Source organism: Lysinibacillus telephonicus (assembly GCF_003966145.1).
In the GTDB taxonomy this organism is placed as follows: Bacteria; Bacillota; Bacilli; order Bacillales_A; family Planococcaceae; genus Ureibacillus; species Ureibacillus telephonicus.
Window position 1 is genome coordinate 1 of the sequence record NZ_RXNR01000048.1, and the last position, 21,636, is coordinate 21,636.

A 21,636-nucleotide genomic window follows, 5' to 3' on the forward strand; every position below is an offset into this window, starting at 1 on the left:
ATTCCACGCTTCCTCCAGCCCTTATCTCGCGATAAGTACCTTGCGCTTCCTTAGTGGTTGGTCGATGTGTACCTCCACAGTGGACTTTCACCACCTAGATAGTTGCCATGCCTGGCACACATAAAAAAAGACATTTTCAAAAAGAAAATGTCTCGGATTGCCCAATAATAGATTTTTTTTTAATAACTAGAGCCGCAATTTGGTCTTTCAAAAAAATCCAAGTATATATTCACATGTTTAATTTATAAGATGACGTTAGCTAGCTCTAAAAGAAATGCTCGTATTTTTTAATAACGATTATTTTTTGACTTTCTTTCTAAAATCGCTAAAATTTCTTCACTGCCCCGTTTGCGGTGCGAATGCATTAAAGTTTGTGCTGCCTTACTATCTCGAGCTTTCATAGCAGCAACAATCGCTCGATGCTCGATAATTGAGCGGGCAGGTAATTCTCTATCATTAATGGTATATACTCTTGCACGATAAAGCTGATCAGAATGGCTATCCATTACACTTTTCAGACGTTCATTTTGGGAATAGTCGATAATTAAATTATGAAATTCATCATCTACATCCGCCCAATCTTTTAGATTACTCTCATATAATAAACTTTCCTGTAAATCAATGAGCGACTCCAATTTTTTTATGCTTGCCTCATCAATATTTAAAGTTGCAAGTTCAGCAGCAACACCATCCAGCGCCTCGGCTATTTGACATATTTGCTGAATACTTTCTTTCATAATTGGTTCAACACTAAATCCTTTTCGAGGAATGAGTCGAATCCATCCATCCATTTCTAAACGAACCAGCGCTTCTCTTACAGGTGTCCTGCTCATATCCAGCATTTCAGTCATTTCGCGCTCTAAAAAAGTCTCCCCAGGAGGCAATTGAAGATTTCTAATCGCTTTTCGAATAATTAAATACGCAAGTTGCGGCAAACGATTTTCATTTATTTTATTTTTATATGATAATAAAATGTTTTTTAACTCTGTTTTAGTAGGCTGCATAGAATTTTGTTCAGTATTATCACTCATCATTTTCACCAATTTTCAATTTTTAATAATTACTTACGTGTCAACTTTAGGAAATATTATAACAAAAATACTTGTTGATTGAATTAAGGAACAAATTAAAATTGCCACCCTATTTATAAGAGTGGCAATTCATATTAAAAACTTATTCTATTTTCTTAAACGTGATGTTTGTTTAAGCATGTAACCAATGCGTTCTACAATACCTTCAATTTGCTCTGGACTTTCCATTAAATCGTAGTCATTTATATCTAAACGCAATACAGGGCATGCGTTAAAGTTGTTAATCCAATCTTCATAACGTTTATGCATTTCAATCCAATAATCTATTGGTGTTTGTTGTTCCATTTCACGGCCGCGCTCTTTAATGCGAGCAATAATATCATCGATAGGACCTTCTAAATACACAAGTAAATCAGGATGTGGGAAGTAAGGTGTCATTACCATGGCATCAAATAAATTCGTATAAGTTTCATAATCAATTGGGCTCATTGTCCCTTTATCATAGTGCATTTTCGCAAAAATGCCTGTATCTTCATATATCGAACGATCCTGAATAAAGCCTCCGCCATACTCAAAAATGCGTTTTTGCTCCTTAAAACGTTCTGCAAGGAAATAAATTTGTAGATGGAAGCTCCATTTTTCAAAGTCATCATAAAATTTATCTAAATATGGGTTTGTATCTACTTTTTCAAAAGATGTGCGGAAATTTAAAGCTTGTGCTAAAGCTTTTGTCATTGTTGACTTCCCCACACCTACTGTTCCAGCAATTGTAATAACCGTGTTTGCTGGAATATTATATTTATCTCTTAAATTCATTCTTGGTATGAACTCCTTTTTGTATTGTTTCTTCTACCATTTTCAGCACTGCTTGCAAATCTTCTTCATTTTTTACGAAATCAATATGATCACCATTTAACTGAATCACTGGGATTTCTGGGTGTAAGACGACAAACTGCTGAAAAAATTCATGGTAATCTGCAGCTAACTGCTCTATGTAATCACGGGTAATCATCTTTTCAAATTCTCTTCCGCGCAAAGCAATTCGCTTCATCAATGTATCGAGGCTTGCATGCAAGTAGATAATCATGTTTGGACGTGGCATATCTGCAGTTAAAATATTATAAATCGCCACGTATTTCTCATACTCAGAAGGTTTTAACGTACGCTTTGCAAAAATTAAATTTTTAAAAATATGATAATCTGCTACAACAGGCGACCCAGTCTCTAAAATATGTTTCTTTATATCCGTTAATTGTTTATATCGGTTACAAAGGAAGAACATTTCTGTTTGAAAGCTCCACTCATCAATATCTTCGTAGAACTTCCCTAGAAACGGGTTTTCATCCACAATTTCTTTTAATAGATGATAGCCGAAAAAGTCAGAAACCGCCTTCGACAAAGACGTCTTCCCTACACCAATCGGACCCTCTACTGTAATAAATGGAACAGACACGAGAAGTCCCTCCTTCAAGTCTAAATTCGTCAATGCTATTCATTTTATCATATGAGCATGTCGAAAAACAGATAAAGAGATTGAAGATAATATAAGTAATTATTATATGACCATACAAAATTTTACTAACCCTGCTTAACTAACTATAAAAGTAAATGTTACAGCATGGTCAAAAAATTCTAGATTATATACAAAGGTCTTAATAATCCATTGGTATACCAAGTCTTTCTTAACTTATTCCATATCCCTCTGTCCCTTTAATACCTCCACTTTTTTCGTTTCAAAAATTTCCCATAAGAGAATTTCAATTAAAATTATGTTGTAATATGTAAGTTAGTAAAAATATCAGAGAGGTGTTTTGATATATACCTCTTTATTCAAATTTGGCCACAAGCTATAGCTGCAGACATTGAGGGATAACTTTCTTTCATGATACACTAGCAGCTAAGGAGAGGTTGCTATGGAGAGCTTAAATAAAGACCTAGAATTTATGAAATATGCCATTGAAGAAGCCCAAAAAGCAGCAAAAATAGGTGAAGTACCAATAGGAGCTGTTATTGTCTACCAAAATAAAATCATAGCTCGTGCCCATAATCTGCGAGAAACCTCACAAAATGCAGTAACTCACGCGGAATTAATGGCCATACAACAAGCTTGTGAAGCTATTGGAAGCTGGCGATTAGAAGAAACGACTTTATATGTTACTTTAGAGCCTTGTCCAATGTGTGCAGGAGCTATTTTGCAGTCAAGAATACCGCGTGTTGTCTATGGTGCTAGAGATATGAAAGCAGGATGTGTGGATTCATTATATCGATTGCTCAACGATGCTCGCTTTAATCATGAATGTGACGTAACAGAAGGTGTATTAGCTGAGGAATGTGGTCAAATGCTGACGGATTTTTTCAAAGATTTACGCGAACGTAAAAAAGCAGAGAAGAAAATGAAAAAACAATTAGAGCAAGGGGAAATTGATGGTGCAGTTTAGCAAATTAAAAAAGACTCTTGAAGGCTTTTTATGTGATTCTTTAAAAGGCCGGATTGAAGTACATGCTGCCGTCTATCGACACTCCCATGACGACAAATCTCGTGTTTGGCTAACTCTAGATAAAGATCAACTATTTAGTGCTGCCGACCTTTCTTTTCATATGGCCCATCATTATCTTTACGAAAACATTAAAGAAGAGCTGAAGCTAAAGCCGATTCCTTATAGTAAAAGTTGGGAAGAAATGTTTAACTCTCCTGAGCGAGCCGTAATAGTAGAAGTCTCTGATCATGTAGAACAACAGTTAATAGAACAAGGAATTATGGAAAGCTGGCATTTATATAAAGCATTCATGGAATACCCGAATCTCTCGATTAATGAAGCGCTGTCGTCAAAAGATTCATTCACTAGAGCATTTGCTTTATTTGATAGACGCGTTGGCAAACGCCGATTGTTAAAAATGGAAACTTTGCAGCATCCGCTAGAACAAAAATTTTATGCTATTCGTTGTAAGGCAGAGGGCTTCTAAAACTATTAAGCTTATTGAAGTAAAAAAAGACCTAAGTTCATTACAATATCGAACTCAGGTCTTTATAATATTTACGTTTACTTAATTGGGGAAAATTGGAATTGGAAGTCTACTTTCACCGCGCTAATCTAATCTTTTCGCCTACCTATGATTAGTTATCAATAGTAAAAGACATTCGGAATGATTCGGAAAGTGGGTTACCACTCATAGAATGAATCTGGTTTGTTACGTATAAATAATAGGTTTGATTTGATTCATAGTACTCTATTGGAATTACTTGTATAGTCTTTGAATTTACCAACTTCACATTCACATTTACTTTGTTTCCATTCATGTCCTGTACATATATAGAACTATTTGTGATAGTAGATGGGTTAATAGAAGTGTTAAATGTGATTGTCCATACCTTATCTTGCATAACTTTCTGAGGTGCTTCCATCTCAATGCCATCAAAATCACTTTCAGGTAATCCAATTATAGTAAATGTACTGAATTTAGAACTCTCAATTTCTAGCCCAACTGGTTCTCCTAAAGCACCATATTTTATGTTTCCTCTTTGTACCACTTTTTCTCCATCACTATGTTCAATAAATACAGCTAAGGACTTTAAAAATTTTTCTCTTTCGAATTGATTGCTTGGCAATGGTATTTCTTTTAATGGGAATGTTAAGATAGCATTTAGATCTTGGTAGTTTGTTTCTATCGTCATCGGTCTACTGAGCACTTTAACTTCCTTATCCCCAGCAATTTCTTTAACTACTTTTGCTTTTAAAGCATTTTCAAATATATCTTGCTGCTCAGTTTCCTCTCGAATTGGGATGATACGGAAGAAAAGATCCTTCTTCTTTCCACTTATACTCTGTATGGATTCTTTAGGTAAGTGAATCGACACATCCTCTGTTTCAATTCTTAACTTAAAATTAGACGTAGATAATTGACCAGTAGATTGCTCAGGTAAAGTAACTAAAACTTCATCGGCAGGGTCACTTGGTAAAGTATGAATTAGAATAGTAATTAAATCTTGTTTTTGTTCTAATGCTCCCATTAATGTCTTATTAAGAATAGTATTATCAAACACAACTTGATCAATTTTTTTGTTACTTTTGATTGTACGAATAATATCCACTTGAGTATAATTAGAATTACTTGTTCCAATTCCTATATAGGCTTTACGCTTTGTCCCACTTGATGAAGATCCTCCTGGTTTGGATGAAGATTGACCATTCTTTGTCCACTTCGCATATAGTATTATATTTCCATTTCCCATTGTGAACGTGTCGTTTGGTGAGTAAGACGTTCCTGTTCCATCTGCTTTCGTATTCCATCCAGTAAACTTATGGTTTGTTTTCACCAATTGTCCAGTATTATCTAGTACTGTAACATCCGTGTATTCGCCGTATCTTTGGTTATCTATTGGAACTGTTCCATTAGTCGCACCATTTCCATCATAGGTTACTGTATACGTCATAGGTGCTACTCTAGTGATACTAATTAAATATGTTTTCGTGCTGTTATCTTGTGCCGTTATAACAATGAAAATATCGTTTTCTCCAACTGTTAATGGAATATCCGCACTTGCTTCTCCACTTTTTACAGTTATGTCGTTTACTTTAATGGTTGCTGTACTATCAGCTGCTGTTGGTGTCATTTTTACACTTGTTACGCTATTAACAACAATCGCTGTATATTCGGTTGTATCTGATGAAAACTCAGGGCTTAGTGTTCCGGATGAAAGGGTTAAATTACTTAAATTTGCATTAACATTTGCTTCCCGTGTGATAGTGATGTTATATGTTTTGGTATCTCCACTTTGTGCAGTTACGACAATCGTTATCTCGTTAGATCCAATGTTTAATTGAATATCCCCACTCGCTTCTCCGCTTGAAATTGGTAAGCCATTCACTGTTACAGATGCCGTACTATCAGCTACTGTTGGTGTCACTTTTACACTTGTTACGCTATTAGCAACAATCGCTGTATATTCGGTTGTATCTGATGAAAACTTAGGGCTTAGTGTTCCGGATGAAAGGGTTATGTTACTTAAATTTATTTTACTACCTCGCGCTCGAGTAATTTTAATTATATATGTTTTAGTATCACCACTTTGAGCTGTTACGGTAACAGGTATTTCGTTATCCCCAACAGTTAAGTGAATTTCAGTACTCGCCTGTCCACTTTCGACAAGTACACCCTTTACTGTAACGGTTGCTGTATTATCAGCTGCTGTTGGTGTCACGTTTATACTTGTTATACTATTTGCAACGCTAGCTGTATATTCTGTTGTACCCGATGAAAATCCAGGGCTTAATGTTCCGGATGAAAGGGTTAAATTGCTTAGATCTGCATTACTACTTAGTGCTCTCGTAACAGTGATTCTATATGTTTTTTTGCTGTTATTTTGTGCTGTTACAACAATGGAAATATCGTTTTCTCCAACTGTTAATGGAATATCCGCACTTACTTCTCCGCTTGAAACTGGTACGCCATTCACTGTTATAAATGCCGTACTATCAGCTACTGTAGGTATCATGCTTATACTTGTTACACTATTTGCAACGTTTGTTGTATATTCTGTTGTACCTGGTGAAAACACAGGGTTTAGTATCCCAGTTGAAAGTTTCAAATTACTTAAATTCGCATTATTATTTAATCCATTTGTTGTGAATGTCTGATTACCTCCATAACTTGTACCTTCAGAGTTCGTTGCATACGCTCTAAAGTGATATGTTGTATTTGGAATTAATTCAGTTAGTTCAGTAGTAAAATTTCCAGTGGTACCTGATGCAGTTTCCTTACTATCACTTGTCGTTGGATTCTCACTTACTGCGTAGACAATCCCTCTCTCTTTAATCGATGCACCACCATCCGATGTAACATCCCCGCCAACAGTCGCACTTGTTTGAGTTAGGTTAGACACAACTTTATCTGTTGTAACAGTTGGAGTTGTAGTTTGACTAGAAGTTGTTACTTGCTTCATCATATATGCCGATTTATTTCCAGCAGCATCTCTAACTATGACATTAAAATAATAGGACGTGGTTGGTGATAAATCAGTAACATTGAATATTGCTAAATCTTTCGAAAAACCACTTCCTAGAGGTTTACCATTCTCCTCTATATTATTAACAGTATCGATGTTATTACTGTTAGATTGATAGATTCGATATTCCAAATCCCCTTGAGGTGTAATATTGTCCTCCGCTTTTGTCCAATCTAATGTTACATCAGTTGGATTTATATTAGTCGTATTAATCGTCCCGTCTGATACAACTGGAGGAATATCATCTGCAGTAGTATTCACATTTGCAATCGTGATGTTTTCAAAATTTAAGTTTGAAGGTGGATAAATGCTATAGAATTTCCAAGTAATTTCTATTGATGCAACATTAGCATGATTAAATTGTGCCCCATCGTTAAACAGGGAACTTAATTGTGTAACCTTTTCTTCATTATCTAATTCATAGTCGGTCAATGAATATATTTCATCATTAATTCTTTTGCCATTGGGATCTTTTAAAACTAAGGAAAGATTAGTAAGTGTAAGTCTAGGCGAATCATGATAGAGACTGATTCCTAAATCTTTAAAAGTAAATGTTTTCCCTCCTGTTTTCTTAATAATAAGCGTCTCCTCAGCACTATCCGCGTAATTTGTTGAATACAATTGTGTTGTCCCTGGATCAACCTTAAAACCATTACTTATGACAAACATCTCAGAAAAGGTCGCAAAACCTGGACCTGCACTGTCGTTTTCCCCTACTGTACCACCAAAATCATAAGTAACTTCACCCGCCCCATCCTCTGCCGCTTGCACTTCAACATTAGCAGGTACATATACAAGTGATGTTATTAAATAAATTAAGATTATCAATATCCGAAAAAAGTATCCGCTTTTTTTTCGTGATCGCCTCAATCCTCTGTACTCATTTTCCATACCATGAAATGGATTCATAATTCACCCCCAAATAATTTTCAGCCTCTAGAAGGATATTCACCATACAAGCAAATAATGTAATTCACCGCTAAAAATGGCTGCATATTATTATGAGGCAGGCTGCCACCTACTGCGCCTAGAGCTTGAGGACTCATAACAGCACTTACTTCAGAGTTATACAGTGGATGTTGCTGTGCCGGTCTCCCTGTCGCTACCGTTTCTGACCATATTCGCCCATTCGGATCACCTGATGTGCCGGGATTCGGTATTGCTTGCGGTGTATGACTATGTGCAGGCATTTCCGACTCTAAAAGTGTTACGGTTTCCGTTCCAACTTTTGCCCCAATGCTTCGTCCTGTCAATCCAGGTCCTATACCCTGTCCTATCGGCGCTGCTCCCATTAAATTCGGTAAGGCAAATGTTGTTTTCCCATCTCCTCCATACTGTGTACCTAATATCGAAAAAAGTGCTGTATTTTGCTGAATGCTCATAAGTTGACCGTTGCAAAATGCCCAGTCCTTTGGAGGGAAATTTCCTGCAAAGATTCTTATTTCACCAGTAAATGCATCTGCCATATTTATTACCTCTTTCTATTTAGTTTCTTGATGGATAGATTCCTTCGATAGCTATACAAAATTGGACTCCTAAAAAAGGCTGCATATTATTATGCGGTTGTCCACCTCCAGCTGGAGTTAATGACGCTGAATTCATATCTACGGTAGGACCTGATGCATATAAGTCATTGTGATTTGCCCATACATTTCCTTGAGGAGAAATTGCTTCTGAGGGGGTTGATGATCCTTGAACTTGATGATGATGAGTAGGCATTTCACTTATTGTTAATGTATGAGTCTCTTCACCTGCACTAACTCCAAGTGGGTATGAGGGGCTAACATGTATAGGCACACGTCCGCGCAAATCTGGTAGAGCAAAAGTTGTAACACCATCTCCTCCATACACATTTCCTAATAGAGAATATAAAGCTTGGTTGGTATTAATAGGAAGCATTTGTCCATTACAAGGTGCCCATCCCTCGGGTGCATAATTAATAGAGAATAATCGAATTTCACCTAAAAATGGTTCTGCCATAAAATAATCCTCCTTATTATTCTTAGTATTAAGGCTGTGGTGGGAAGTTCCCATATAGTGAAATAATGAAAGAAATAGGTAATGAAGGCATCATATTTTCATGCGGTTGATTCCCTCCCATAGACATAACAGCAGTTGAACTCATTGGAACTGTAGGAAGTGGATTTCCACTAGAATTTTTATCATTCGAGTAGTTCGAATATCCACTCGTTACCGCCCATAGCATATTGCTTGGTGACGGCTCATTTCCATTTGCTGATGTAGCGTGAACAGGATGTTTATGATTTGGGATTTGACTTTCGGTTAATGTAATTTTTTCTGTACCACCTGAGACACCTAATGGATATTTTGGACTCACATGAATTGGAATACGTCCTCTTAAATCGGGTAAATTAAAAGTAGTTTGTCCATCTCCACCATATGTCGTTCCTATTAAGGCAAACAGCACCTCATTCTCAGAAATATTTAATGTTTGTCCATTGCAAAATGCCCAACCATTCGGGGCAAAATTCCCTGCAAACATTCGGATCTCCCCTACATATGACTCACTCATTAAAAGACACTCCTTTCCAACATTCGGAAAATTTAAATAATTTAAATTATTTTTGCACCACATCAAATCTCATAGCTAAATAGGGATCTACTTTCTCGATAACATAAAAACCACATCGCTCATACAAGTTTTGAGCAGGATTTCCTTGTAATACATATAGCGTGACATCCATCCTTTCCATAATTGCAACTTTTTGTATAGTTTTAATTATTTCCGTTCCATATCCTTTCCCCCTATACTCCGGTAAAAGTGAAATATCAACCAAATGAATACAATGCCTTTTCTTATCAGTAATCATCCTACCAATGCGTACACCCTCAAGGTAAATCATCTCGTAAGTTGCGTTAGGGAATCGAGTGTGAAAAGAATTTTTTTGTGCATCATACTGCATTTTTAACAAAGACTGGATTTGCTTTTCTGATAAATGTAACAATGTAAATTCCTGAATTCTTGTAGAAACAAACAACTTATACATAAAAGACTCATCCTCAGATGTACAATTCACAACCTTTAAAACCAAAGGCATCACTCTCTTCCTTGTTATCAAGTATAAAGGGTATAACTTTATGGATACTTTACCATAACTTAGTAAATATTTGGTTAAATTTTTTGTTAATAGTTTGGTAATTATTAAAAATTTATACTGAAAACTATTGTTCAATAATCTTATCTTTGGTAAGTGTTTAATCCATTGATGGAGCAGATGCACACCAATAGATTTAGCAAAGTTTTTCCCTAGAACATCACCTTCCAAATATTTTTTTACGATTTCTATTTTTAAATTTCACCATAAAAAATACACCTCCAATTGTTATGTGTGTCTAACAATTGGGGCGCAGTTAACTAAATGAATTCGACTTTTTAACATTTATTTATTTAAATTTCTCCATAAACTTCTCTAAGCGATCCATTCCTTTTTCTAACACTTCTAAAGGTTGTGCAAACGAAAGACGAATATAGCCTTCTCCAGCATCCGAAAATGCACTTCCCGGCACAGTAGCAAGCTCTTGCTCCTTTAATAACGCAATACAAAAATCAAAGGATGTCATTTTTGTATTTTTTATAGATGGGAAAATATAAAATGCTCCTTGAGGTTTTACAACATCAATCCCCATTTCAATAAGGCGTTTATATACGTAATTTCTACGTTCCTGATACTCTTTTTTCATTTCAATAGGATCATTTAATCCATTTGTCAACGCTTCAAGAGCTGCATATTGGCTAATGCTCGTTGCACAACTAATATAATAGCCGTTTAATTTCGTCATTTCCTTTGTTATATAGCTAGGTGCAAGAGTATAGCCAATTCTCCACCCTGTCATTGAGTGAGATTTTGAAACTCCATTAATTACGATCGATTTTTCTCTCATTCCTTCATAGGAAGCAATGGATTTATGCGTTTTTTCGTAGATGAGCTCGCTATAGATTTCATCTGAAATGATAAATATTTCTTTATCTTTCATTAATAACGCTATTTTTTCTAATTCCTTTTCATCAATAACCGAACCGATTGGATTGCTTGGAGAAGGAAGGATAATACATCTTGTTTTTTCTGTTAAATGCTTCTCTATTAACCCAGCTGTTAAAACAAAATCTGTTTCCGCTGTATCAACACAAACTGGAACCGCACCACAAAGCTCGATTAGTGGGATATAACCCGGATAAGCTGGGGCAGATAAGATTACTTCACAGCCTTCATCTAAAATTGTTCTTAATGCAATCGTTAACGCTCCGGATGCACCATGTGTCACGATAACTTCATCTTGTGGGTTATAACATAGTCCGTAATTTTCTTCATAAAATTTTGTGATAGCTCTACGTAATTCTAAAATACCTGCATTCGGAGTATAGGATGTATAGTTTTGATCAATTGCATCCTTTGCCCTTTCTTTCACATGCATAGGTGTCGGAAAGTCTGGTTGGCCAATTGTTAGATTAATAGCATTTGGATAATCAACGAGCATATTGGTAAACTTGCGAATGCCAGAAAGCTCAATTTTCTTTAAATTTTTATAAATTAAATGTTCCACTATATTGGCTCCTTCTCATATACTTCAGTATTATCGAAATATTTCATTTAGTTTATTATAAAACATTATCGAAACTAAGGGCCCACAATTTAATCCCCGAAGATTTCTCGAAGGAACCTTTCTCGATTCTCTAGAAAATATCTCGTAATTTTATAGTGGTCCGTCTCTTCAAATTCAACCTCGGATATTGTCCCCTCATCAAAACTAAAGATTGTAGCATCCGGGTAACCTAGAAGAATCGGTGAATGTGTAGCAATAATAAATTGGCTATTTCCCTCTGATGCTAGGTCATGTATAATTTTTAAAAACGAGAGTTGTCTTTGCGGTGATAGTGCAGCCTCCGGTTCATCCAATAAATAAATTGATTTTCCTCTAAAGCGATTTAAAAATAGCGATAAAAACGATTCTCCATGGGATTGCTCATGTAAAGAGCTGCCGCCATAAGCGTTATAGACACGTATATCCTCCGCTCCTATTTCATCAATATGTGTAGCAAAATTATAAAAGGATTCTGCTCTAAGAAAGAATCCATCGGTTACTTTTGGCAGCCATGACAGCCGAATAAATTCCCCAAGTGAGGAATTAGAAAATGGCACATTATAATAGTTGTTGCGTCCGCCGCCTGCTGTATTAAAGCCACATTTATCTGCAATTGCTTCCAGCAATGTAGACTTTCCCGAACCATTTTCACCTACGAAAAAGGTTACATTGTTGTCGAAATTCAATTGATGCAAATTTTTTATAGAAGGGATTGAGAATGGGTATTTCTTATATGTTGGAATCAATTCATGCTGAAGTTCAACTCTTTTTAAAAACATTATTTCACAACCTCTGTTTTTTCCAATATTGTAACATTCATCTGGTTATTTTTGTTTTAACTAAACTATAATTCTAAAAGTCTTTTGAATTTCGCCCTATCTTAACTATTGAAGGCTACAGTAAACGAAGCCTCTGTTTTTTCTTTTACTTCATCTACCGTAACCCCATCTGCTGTTTCAATCAATACCATTCCTTCATCTGTAAAATCAAATACCGCCAGGTCAGTTATTAGACGATGTACAACGCTTTTTCCTGTTAAAGGTAATGTACAGGATTTTTTTATTTTCGATTCACCATGCTTGGATACATGCTCCATAATGACAATAACTTTTTTAGCTCCTACAACTAGATCCATGGCGCCACCCATTCCTTTTACCATCTTTCCTGGGATCATCCAGTTTGCTAAATCTCCCTTTTCAGAAACTTCCATGGCTCCCAAAATAGCTAAATCAATATGTCCTCCACGAATCATAGCAAAGGATTCGGCGCTATCAAAAAATACAGCACCTAAAACAGCAGTCACTGTTTCCTTCCCTGCATTTATTAAATCTGCATCTACCTCATCCTCCGTTGGATATGGTCCAATGCCAAGCATGCCATTTTCCGATTGTAATAACACATTTACATTGGGAGGAATCTCATTTGCTACAAGTGTAGGCATACCAATACCTAAATTTACATTCATGCCGTCTTTTACTTCCTTAACTGCTCTTTGAACAATTCGCTGTCTCGCACTTTGCATGATTATACCCCCTTTGTTTGGATTGTTAATCGTTCAATTCGTTTTTCATAATTTTGAACAAGGATAACACGCTGCACATAGACACTAGGAGTATGAATTTCATCAGGATCTAATTCTCCAACTTCCACAATCTCCTCAACTTCTGCAATGGTAATTTTTCCTGCTGTTGCTGCTATAGGATTGAAATTTCGAGCTGTTTTTCGATATACAAGATTGCCTAGCTTATCTGCCTTCCAAGCTTTTACTAAAGCAAAATCTCCTATAATCGCCTTTTCAAGTAAATATTCTTTCCCATCAAAAGTTCTTGTCTCTTTTCCTTCAGCGATTGGCGTTCCAACTCCTGTTGGTGTATAAAAAGCGGGAATTCCAGCACCACCAGCTCTAATACGTTCAGCTAACGTTCCTTGAGGAGTTAACTCAACTTCTAACTCTCCGCTTAAAAATTGTTGTTCAAAAATTTTATTTTCTCCAACATAAGATGCAATGATCTTTTTTATTTGCTTGTTTGCAAGAAGCAGACCGAGTCCCCAATCATCAACACCACAATTATTACTAACTATCGTTAAATTTTTAGTCCCTCTTTTTTGCAATGCTGCAATACTCTTTTCTGGAATGCCGCTTAATCCAAAACCGCCAACAACTAATGTAGCACCATCATGAATATCAGAAACTGCTTCCTCAAATGATGTCCATACCTTCTCATTTGCCATATATGTCTACCTCCTAGTACTAATAAAATAGGCAATTAACCTTGTCCTATTAATATGTATGTTTTTAATCCCGCTCTTAAAACGTATAGTCAATCTTTTAAACTCTTATGAGGACTAAATTTCTCTATTAACGAAATAAATGCATCATTCAAAACATACTATTCTCTTGAAAATACTTTTTCGGTATCTTTCAAAAATAAAACGAAGGGAGAGATTGGAACAATGAAATTTTTAACTAAGCTTTCAAATATGATAATGGAAAAATGTTTACCTGATCCTTATATTTTTGTAGCAATCTTAACCGTTTTAGTTTTATTATTAGGCGTCGTTTTAACGCCTTCATCCCCATTAGATATGGTTGTGTATTGGGGAGACGGCTTCTGGGGATTATTATCCTTTACAATGCAAATGGTCGTCGTATTAGCGGCAGGTCATATCTTAGCAAATAGTCCCGTTTTCAAACGGTTTTTGTCATCTATGGCTAGTAAAATTAAGAAGCCAAGCAGTGCAATCATGATTGTTACATTTGTATCTCTTGTTGCATGTTGGATTAACTGGGGCTTTGGATTAGTTATTGGGGCTTTATTTGCAAAAGAAATAGCACGTCATGTAAAAAAAGTTGATTATCGTTTATTAATCGCTAGTGCCTATTCAGGGTTTATTATTTGGCATGGAGGACTTGCAGGATCTATCCCACTTTCTATAGCAACTGAAGGACATCCATTTGAAGAGCTTATGGGCGGTGTTATTCCTACTTCAAATACCATTTTCTCACCTTATAACTTATTTATCGTCATCGTTATCGGATTTACATTGCCATTATTTAATCGATGGATGATGCCAAAAGAGGAGAATGTGGTAGAAGTAGACCCAAGTTTATTAATAGAAGAGGAGCAAAAATTTCCCCCAGCAGAAAGAACATTTGCTTCTTGGACAGAAAGAAGTTCTTTATTAACAATATTAATTGGACTTATTGGCATTTCATATTTAATTTATCATTTTACGACAAAAGGTTTTGCTCTCGATTTAAATATCGTCAATACGATTTTTATTATTTTAGGTATCATTTTACATGGAACACCGCAGCGTTTTTTAGCAGCGGCTCAGCAAGCGATAAAAACAACAAGCGGCATCGTATTCCAATTCCCATTCTACGCGGGAATTATGGGCATGATGACAACCTCTGGGCTAGCATTTGTATTTTCACAATGGTTCATAAGTATTTCAAATGACTTTACATTCTATTTATTTACGTTTTATTCTGCTGGTCTTGTAAACTTCTTTGTTCCATCAGGTGGAGGGCAATGGGCAGTTCAAGCACCTATTATGCTAGAAGCTGCAAACGTTATTAATGCAGATACTGCAAAAACAGCTATGGCAATTGCATGGGGCGATGCTTGGACAAATATGATTCAACCGTTCTGGGCATTGCCAGCACTAGCCATTGCCGGATTAAAAGCAAAAGATATTATGGGATTCTGCTTATTCGTTCTTATTTTTACTGGAATTATTATTAGCGTTGGACTTTTATTCCTCTGATAACTTGGATTTTAAAATATACTTTAAATTATGTATGTCGAACTTCTGGGGTAGTTTTCTTTACATGAAAATACTTCCACTCCAGCATAGATAATGCGATTGTCTGCTTTACCTTTCGTCGCAGAAATGGGATGTTTCATATGAAACATCCTCTTTTTCTGTAACTTTTCCCTTTTTGAAAAGTCAAATTTAGAAAGGGAGGTGAACAATATGAAGAAACTACTTTTTACCATGATGATCACTTTATTATGTATTTCTTTAATAGGCTGTGGAACTAAAGATGATACCTCAAGTTCGAAAATCCTAAGTAACGCAGAGTTTAATGAAGATGATTACTATGAATTAGTACAACCGAATAACACTCTCGGATTTCAATTGTTATCAACGGCACCTAAAGATAATGAGGGTAATTTATTCATTTCCCCAACAAGTTTGTTGATGGCATTAGCAATGGTTTATAACGGGGCAGACGGAAAAACAAAAGAAGAAATGGCTAAAATTTTAGGCCAGCAAACTGACCAAGTAAATAAAGCAAATGCTTCTTTAATAAACAGGCTATTACAAACTTCCGATAATGTAGAATTGGCAATTGCAAATTCTATTTGGTTAAACGAAAATTATCAATTCCAAGATGATTTTAAAATCAATGTGCAAGATTATTTTAATGCTGAAATTAATGAGATAAATGTAACCGATAATGAGTCAGTTACGAAGATAAATAATTGGGTAAAAAAAGAGACGAATGGAAAAATAAATAAAATTGTACAAGATCCGTTAGACCCCGATTTAGTGTCCATCTTACTGAATGCCATTTATTTTAAAGGAGACTGGAAATACGAATTTGATAAAAATCAAACTAGTGAAGATACATTTTATGGACAAACTAAGTCAGCTTCATTTATGAAGCTTGAGGAGGAGCTGTCGTATCTTGAAAATAATTTATTTCAAGCGGTATCACTTCCTTATGGAGATGGAACATTAAGTATGAAAGTATTCTTACCAAAGAAAAATGTTAGTTTAAAGGAAGTAGAAGATGAACTTACACAAGAAAATTGGCAAAAATGGAGCTCGCAGTTTACTAAAAAAGAAGGGACTCTTCTACTTCCTAAATTTAAGCTAGAGTATGAGATTGAATTGAATGATGCTTTAAAAATGCTCGGGATGCCAACTGCATTTGAAAAAGATGCTGATTTCTCAAACATGATACAAGAAAGCGTTCCACTATGGATTAGCAAAGTGAAGCAAAAAACATACATTGATGTTAATGAAAAAGGAACAGAAGCAGCTGCAGCAACATCAATAGAGGTGGTAACAGAATCTGCAATTATCTCTGATTCATTTTATATGAATGTAAACCATCCCTTCATTTTTTCAATTGTAGATGATGAAACGGGGATGATTTTATTCCTCGGTTCTATTTCAAGTCCAAAAAATTAAATAAACCGAGCTAGGTCTACAAAAAGTAGATGTTGCTCGGTTTTTTTTAATTAAAACAAAATTTACTTTGGTGCAATTACTTCTTTTCCACCCATATATGGTCTTAAAACTTCTGGAATCACAACAGAGCCATCTTGTTGTTGGTAATTTTCTAAAATCGCTGCAACTGTACGGCCAATTGCAAGCCCAGAACCATTTAATGTGTGTACATATTCAGGTTTTGCTCCTTGTTCACGACGGAATCGTATGTTGGCACGACGAGCTTGGAAATCCTCAAAGTTTGAACATGAAGAGATTTCACGGTACATATTTTGCGTCGGCATCCAAACTTCTAAATCGTATTTTTTCGCTGCAGTAAAACCAAGATCAGCTGTACACATTAGTAGTTTTCGATATGGTAAACCTAATAATTGAAGTACTTTTTCAGCATGACTAGTTAATTTTTCTAATTCATCATAAGAATCTTCAGGTTTTACAAAACGAACTAATTCTACTTTATTGAATTGGTGTTGGCGAATAAGTCCGCGCGTATCACGGCCAGCAGAACCTGCTTCTGAACGGAAACATGCACTGTATGCAGCAAAACCTTTTGGTAAAATATCACCGTCAATAATTTCATCACGGAAGAAGTTTGTTACAGGTACTTCTGCAGTTGGAATCATGAAATAGTCAGTGTCTACTAATTTGAATACATCTTCTTCAAATTTAGGCAGCTGACCTGTACCTGTTAAGCTATCACGGTTTACGATGACAGGTGGCAGCATTTCTTCATATCCATGTTCCTCTGCATGTAAATCCATCATAAAGCTCATTAAAGCACGTTCAAGTCGTGCACCTAAACCACGATAAAATACGAAACGGCTACCTGTTACTTTACCAGCACGTTCAAAATCTACAATTTCTAAATCTGTTGCTAAATCCCAATGAGGTTTTGCTTCAAAATCAAAGTTTGGCAACTCTCCCCATTTTAGTACCTCTACATTATCATCTTCCGTAGTACCTACGGGAACTGATTCATGAGGAATATTTGGCAGACGCATCATCATATATTCAAACTTTTCTTCTACTTCACGCAGTTCAGAGTCCAGTTCTTTAATTTCTTCTCCAACTTGACGCATGCGGGCGATTACTTCATCTGCATTTTCTTTATTTCGTTTCATGACAGAAATTTGTTCAGATACTTTATTGCGTTCAGCCTTTAATACTTCAGTTTTTGCTATTAACTCGCGGCGTTTTGCATCCAATTCTTCAAATTCGTCTAAATTTCCTAGATCCTCGTTACGTGTGAGAAGGATTTTTTTTACTTCTTCAAAATTATCACGGACACGCTTAATATCTAACATGTTAATTCCTCCATTATTTTGATTATCGATTATAAAAAGTAAATTTTTCTCTATTTTTATAGAAAAAAATAAAAAAAGCCCTCATCCCTATAAAGGGACGAGAGCTACCCGCGTTGCCACCCTAATTGATTAGACCTACATCTAATCCACTTATCAAATAACGGCTTTTCAACCGGCCTGAGCCTACTGCGAATTCAGCTCGGCAACTCAAGGACGGATTCACAAGTGCTTTTATCAGCTTCCACCACCCGCTGACTCTCTTAAAAAAACGTGCTTGTTACTACTTCCTATCATCGACGTTAACATATATTATGCCTCATTTATTTTCAGTACGAGGCCATTTCTTTCAAGTCGCAATGAAGCAACAGAAAAAAGAAATAAATTTACCCATAGAGTACTATATGCCGTCCAATTTTGCAAGTGAAGTGTGATTGAATTGTTGTATCATATCAACGAAGTATTTAATTATTCGAACATCTTCAGTTAACTCTGGGTGAAATGAACATCCTAAAAAATGACGATCACGAGCGAGTACAATTCGATTATCAAAAGTAGCTAAAATCTCAACATTTTGCCCTACAGAAACAATATGTGGAGCTCGAATAAAAACTGCTGGAATGTTCCGACCAATATTTTTTATAGAAAGCTCTACTTCAAAGCTATCAACCTGTCTTCCATATGAATTCCTCTCAACAACAACATCCATTAAACCAAGGTGAGGTGATTCACATCCTACTACTTTACCTGCTAGTAATATTAAACCAGCACAAGTCCCGAAAACAGGCATTCCTTCCTTAGCTAATGTTCTAATTGGCTCTAACAAATTGTTTTGATCTAATAATTTTCTTATTGCAGTACTTTCCCCGCCAGGTAAAATAAGTCCATTCAAACCTTTTAAATCTTCTGTACTTTTTACAGCAACTGCAACACAACCAACCTTCTGTATTTGTTGAATATGCTCTCTAACCGAACCCTGTAATGCCAACACCCCTATTTTTAACATTACCAACCACGCTCCTGCATCCGTTCACTATCATGGAGTTCAGCTATATCAATTCCTTTCATAGGTGTACCAAGTTCTTTAGAAATTTCTGCAATCAATTTATAGTCTTTGTAATGTGTTGTTGCTTCAACAATAGCACGAGCAAATTTCTCTGGATTTTCTGATTTAAAAATACCTGACCCTACAAATACACCGTCCGCGCCAAGCTCCATCATTAAAGCCGCATCTGCTGGTGTAGCAACACCACCGGCCGCAAAGTTTACAACAGGTAGACGGCCTAATTTTTTAATTTCGACTAGAACTTCATAAGGTGCACCTAGCAGCTTTGCTTCCGTCATTAATTCATCACTATTCATATTAACTACTCGACGAACCTGTGCATTTACTTTGCGAATATGACGAACTGCTTCTACAATATTACCTGTTCCTGGCTCGCCTTTGGTACGCAGCATTGAAGCACCTTCTCCAATACGTCTAGCAGCTTCTCCAAGATCGCGGCATCCACAAACAAACGGTACTGTATAATCGCTTTTTAATAAATGGAATTCTTCATCAGCAGGTGTCAGTACTTCACTCTCATCAATATAATCCACACCCATTGCTTCTAAAACTCGCGCCTCCACAATATGACCGATTCGCGCCTTTGCCATGACAGGAATAGTCACAGCATTCATCACTTCTTCTACGATTCGAGGATCTGCCATACGTGCTACTCCTCCTGCTTTTCGTATATCTGATGGTACTCTTTCTAATGCCATAACGGCAACTGCACCAGCAGCCTCTGCAATTTTTGCTTGTTCGGCATTTATGACGTCCATAATGACTCCGCCCTTTTGCATTTCTGCCATTCCACGTTTAACTCTTTCTGTACCCACTAATTTCATTTTAAAAAACCTCCCCAACATTTATTGATTTTTAGTATAATGAAAATTGACCATATAGAAAGAGTCAATATCACAAAAAATAATAAGGTCAGTTAGGAGTGAGTCAAATGGACATGCTCATTTTTGAACTTGAAAAAAATAGCACAAAACCCTTATACGAACAGCTTTATTTAGGAATAAAAAATGCAATTATTAATAAACAAATCGAAGTAGGAACTAAATTGCCTTCAAAAAGGAAATTAGCCGATTTTTTAAATATAAGCCAAACAACAATTGAAATTGCATATGGTCAATTACTTGCAGAAGGCTATATTGCATCTAGGCCACGTGTAGGTTTTTTTGTTGAAGAAATCGATGAACTTCCATATGTTGAAAAGGAACAAGTAAATCAAACATTTGTAAAACATGAAGCAAAACATTTTGTTTACGATTTTCACCCAGGGAAAATCGATACTGAATCATTTCCATTCTCTATTTGGAGGAAATACGCAAAAGAACTTTTTGATAATAGCTCAAAGGAATTTTTACAAATTGGGGAACCTCAGGGTGAATATGCATTACGTTTAGAAATTGCAAAATATTTATATCAATCCCGTGGAATAGTATGTAAACCTGAACAAATCGTCATTGGATCTGGGACTGAACATTTACTTCCGATGATTTTACGTTTAATTGAAACGGATTCCAAGTTTGCACTCGAAAATCCTGGATACTCTGCGATTCCACGTATTCATTTACAAAACAAAGCTATCCCTATTTCAGTAGATGAGGACGGTTTAATTGTAGATGAGTTAGAAAAAACAGATGCTAATATCGTATATATCACTCCATCTCACCAATTCCCTACTGGCGCCGTTTTATCCGCTGCGAGAAGAACTCAATTATTAAAATGGGCAGCCAAAAGCGCTAACCGGTACATTATTGAAGATGATTATGATAGTGAATTTCGTTATATTGGAAAGCCAATTCCTGCACTTCAAGGTATGGACCAAAATAATAAAGTGATTTATATGAGCACCTTTACAAAATCATTAATGCCTTCCTTGCGCGTTGCTTATTTTGTATTGCCGCCAACTCTTTTACAAAAATATAAAGAAATTTTTAGCTATTATTCAGCTACTGTTCCAAGATTTGATCAGCATATTTTAGCTAGCTTCATGAAGGATGGACATTTTTCAAAACATTTGAATCGAATGCGGAAAATTTATCGAAAAAAACATGATAAGCTTACTCATACGTTGTCCACCTATTATCCTTATATAAAAATTAAAGGTGATCATGCTGGAATGCACATATTAATTTCTATACCAATAGAAAAAAGTGAACAGGATTTAAAAATACAGGCAGCCCTTTCTAATATTGCAGTTTATTCAGTATCGGACTATGTATTAAAGCCGATAGAGGTAGAGTGGCCAACTTTTTTACTCGGATTCGGTGGTATTCCTTTAGAACAAATAGAACCTGCTATCCACCAATTAATGTCTTGCTGGGGTGTAAGAAAAGCATAATTTTTTCTAGTTTCGTGCTATCACAGATCATTCCCTATTAGAAGATACACGAT

The 21,636-nt window shown here is 35.9% G+C and carries 20 protein-coding genes and 1 other annotated feature; of the genes, 5 read left to right on the forward strand and 15 right to left on the reverse strand.

Annotated features, from left to right (window positions below; genetic code table 11):
• Nucleotides 1-287: 287 nt before the first annotated feature.
• The 3 genes from EKG35_RS14660 to EKG35_RS14670 form a co-directional block, all read right to left on the reverse strand.
• A complete protein-coding gene (locus tag EKG35_RS14660; protein WP_246020401.1) occupies nt 288-1,034 on the reverse strand; it encodes a GntR family transcriptional regulator in 747 nt (248 codons plus the stop codon).
• 144 nt (nt 1,035-1,178) lie between these two features.
• On the reverse strand, nt 1,179-1,847 hold the full coding sequence (locus EKG35_RS14665) for a deoxynucleoside kinase (RefSeq protein WP_126295302.1): 669 nt from the start codon (nt 1,845-1,847) through the stop codon (nt 1,179-1,181).
• The gene (locus EKG35_RS14670; RefSeq protein ID WP_126295303.1) at nt 1,831-2,484 is read right to left on the reverse strand and encodes a deoxynucleoside kinase; all 654 of its coding nucleotides are present in this window, start codon (nt 2,482-2,484) and stop codon (nt 1,831-1,833) included. The genes EKG35_RS14665 and EKG35_RS14670 overlap by 17 nt, the downstream gene beginning before the upstream one ends.
• 460 nt (nt 2,485-2,944) lie before the next feature.
• Here EKG35_RS14670 and tadA point away from each other — a divergent pair, with 460 nt between their 5' ends.
• The gene (gene tadA, locus EKG35_RS14675; RefSeq protein ID WP_126295304.1) at nt 2,945-3,469 is read left to right on the forward strand and encodes a tRNA adenosine(34) deaminase TadA; all 525 of its coding nucleotides are present in this window, start codon (nt 2,945-2,947) and stop codon (nt 3,467-3,469) included.
• Entirely contained in the window at nt 3,459-3,995 is a 537-nt protein-coding gene (locus EKG35_RS14680) for an SF0329 family protein (RefSeq protein ID WP_126295305.1), read from the forward strand. The genes tadA and EKG35_RS14680 overlap by 11 nt, the downstream gene beginning before the upstream one ends.
• 151 nt (nt 3,996-4,146) lie before the next feature.
• Here EKG35_RS14680 and EKG35_RS14685 read toward each other — a convergent pair whose 3' ends face one another.
• The 9 genes from EKG35_RS14685 to EKG35_RS14725 all read right to left on the reverse strand — a co-directional run bounded on the left by EKG35_RS14685 (nt 4,147) and on the right by EKG35_RS14725 (nt 13,869).
• Nucleotides 4,147-7,944 carry a cadherin-like beta sandwich domain-containing protein gene (locus EKG35_RS14685; protein WP_126295306.1) on the reverse strand — a complete coding sequence of 1,266 codons (3,798 nt, stop codon included), beginning with the start codon at nt 7,942-7,944 and terminating at the stop codon, nt 4,147-4,149.
• A gap of 20 nt (nt 7,945-7,964) precedes the next feature.
• A complete protein-coding gene (locus tag EKG35_RS14690) occupies nt 7,965-8,501 on the reverse strand; it encodes a phage tail protein (RefSeq protein WP_126295307.1) in 537 nt (178 codons plus the stop codon).
• Between the two features lie 19 nt (nt 8,502-8,520).
• Nucleotides 8,521-9,015 carry a phage tail protein gene (locus EKG35_RS14695; protein WP_126295308.1) on the reverse strand — a complete coding sequence of 165 codons (495 nt, stop codon included), beginning with the start codon at nt 9,013-9,015 and terminating at the stop codon, nt 8,521-8,523.
• A gap of 28 nt (nt 9,016-9,043) precedes the next feature.
• Nucleotides 9,044-9,568, reverse strand: coding sequence for a phage tail protein (locus tag EKG35_RS14700; protein ID WP_126295309.1), 525 nt, complete (start codon nt 9,566-9,568; stop codon nt 9,044-9,046).
• Between the two features lie 46 nt (nt 9,569-9,614).
• The gene (locus EKG35_RS14705) at nt 9,615-10,322 is read right to left on the reverse strand and encodes a GNAT family N-acetyltransferase (protein WP_246020403.1); all 708 of its coding nucleotides are present in this window, start codon (nt 10,320-10,322) and stop codon (nt 9,615-9,617) included.
• A 118-nt stretch (nt 10,323-10,440) separates the two neighbouring features.
• Nucleotides 10,441-11,598: an aminotransferase A gene (locus EKG35_RS14710; protein WP_126295310.1), complete on the reverse strand. Its 1,158-nt coding sequence runs from the start codon at nt 11,596-11,598 to the stop codon at nt 10,441-10,443.
• An 89-nt stretch (nt 11,599-11,687) separates the two neighbouring features.
• Nucleotides 11,688-12,416, reverse strand: coding sequence for an AAA family ATPase (locus EKG35_RS14715; RefSeq protein ID WP_126295311.1), 729 nt, complete (start codon nt 12,414-12,416; stop codon nt 11,688-11,690).
• A gap of 101 nt (nt 12,417-12,517) precedes the next feature.
• Nucleotides 12,518-13,159, reverse strand: a complete 642-nt coding sequence (locus EKG35_RS14720; RefSeq protein WP_126295312.1) for a 3-oxoacid CoA-transferase subunit B — start codon at nt 13,157-13,159, stop codon at nt 12,518-12,520.
• A 2-nt stretch (nt 13,160-13,161) separates the two neighbouring features.
• Complete coding sequence (locus tag EKG35_RS14725; protein ID WP_126295313.1) at nt 13,162-13,869, reverse strand: CoA transferase subunit A; 708 nt, start codon at nt 13,867-13,869, stop codon at nt 13,162-13,164.
• Between the two features lie 222 nt (nt 13,870-14,091).
• Here EKG35_RS14725 and EKG35_RS14730 point away from each other — a divergent pair, with 222 nt between their 5' ends.
• Together EKG35_RS14730 and EKG35_RS14735 are read left to right on the forward strand one after the other, a co-directional pair.
• Nucleotides 14,092-15,408 carry a short-chain fatty acid transporter gene (locus tag EKG35_RS14730; RefSeq protein WP_126295314.1) on the forward strand — a complete coding sequence of 439 codons (1,317 nt, stop codon included), beginning with the start codon at nt 14,092-14,094 and terminating at the stop codon, nt 15,406-15,408.
• Nucleotides 15,409-15,618: 210 nt separating this feature from the next.
• On the forward strand, nt 15,619-16,845 hold the full coding sequence (locus tag EKG35_RS14735) for a serpin family protein (protein ID WP_126295315.1): 1,227 nt from the start codon (nt 15,619-15,621) through the stop codon (nt 16,843-16,845).
• 62 nt (nt 16,846-16,907) lie between these two features.
• On the opposite strand, the gene serS is transcribed toward EKG35_RS14735, so the two are convergent.
• The 3 genes from serS to pdxS form a co-directional block, all read right to left on the reverse strand.
• Nucleotides 16,908-18,188 carry a serine--tRNA ligase gene (gene serS, locus EKG35_RS14740; protein ID WP_126295316.1) on the reverse strand — a complete coding sequence of 427 codons (1,281 nt, stop codon included), beginning with the start codon at nt 18,186-18,188 and terminating at the stop codon, nt 16,908-16,910.
• A gap of 90 nt (nt 18,189-18,278) precedes the next feature.
• Nucleotides 18,279-18,491, reverse strand: a binding site (T-box leader).
• 94 nt (nt 18,492-18,585) lie between these two features.
• Nucleotides 18,586-19,191 (reverse strand): pyridoxal 5'-phosphate synthase glutaminase subunit PdxT, encoded by a 606-nt coding sequence (gene pdxT / locus EKG35_RS14745; protein ID WP_126295317.1) that lies wholly within the window; start codon nt 19,189-19,191, stop codon nt 18,586-18,588.
• The gene (gene pdxS / locus EKG35_RS14750; protein WP_126295318.1) at nt 19,191-20,075 is read right to left on the reverse strand and encodes a pyridoxal 5'-phosphate synthase lyase subunit PdxS; all 885 of its coding nucleotides are present in this window, start codon (nt 20,073-20,075) and stop codon (nt 19,191-19,193) included. Before pdxS ends, pdxT begins: the two co-directional genes overlap by 1 nt.
• A 107-nt stretch (nt 20,076-20,182) precedes the next feature.
• On the opposite strand from pdxS, the gene pdxR reads away from it, so the two are divergent.
• A complete protein-coding gene (pdxR, locus tag EKG35_RS14755) occupies nt 20,183-21,583 on the forward strand; it encodes a MocR-like pyridoxine biosynthesis transcription factor PdxR (RefSeq protein ID WP_185807775.1) in 1,401 nt (466 codons plus the stop codon).
• Nucleotides 21,584-21,636: the final 53 nt, after the last annotated feature.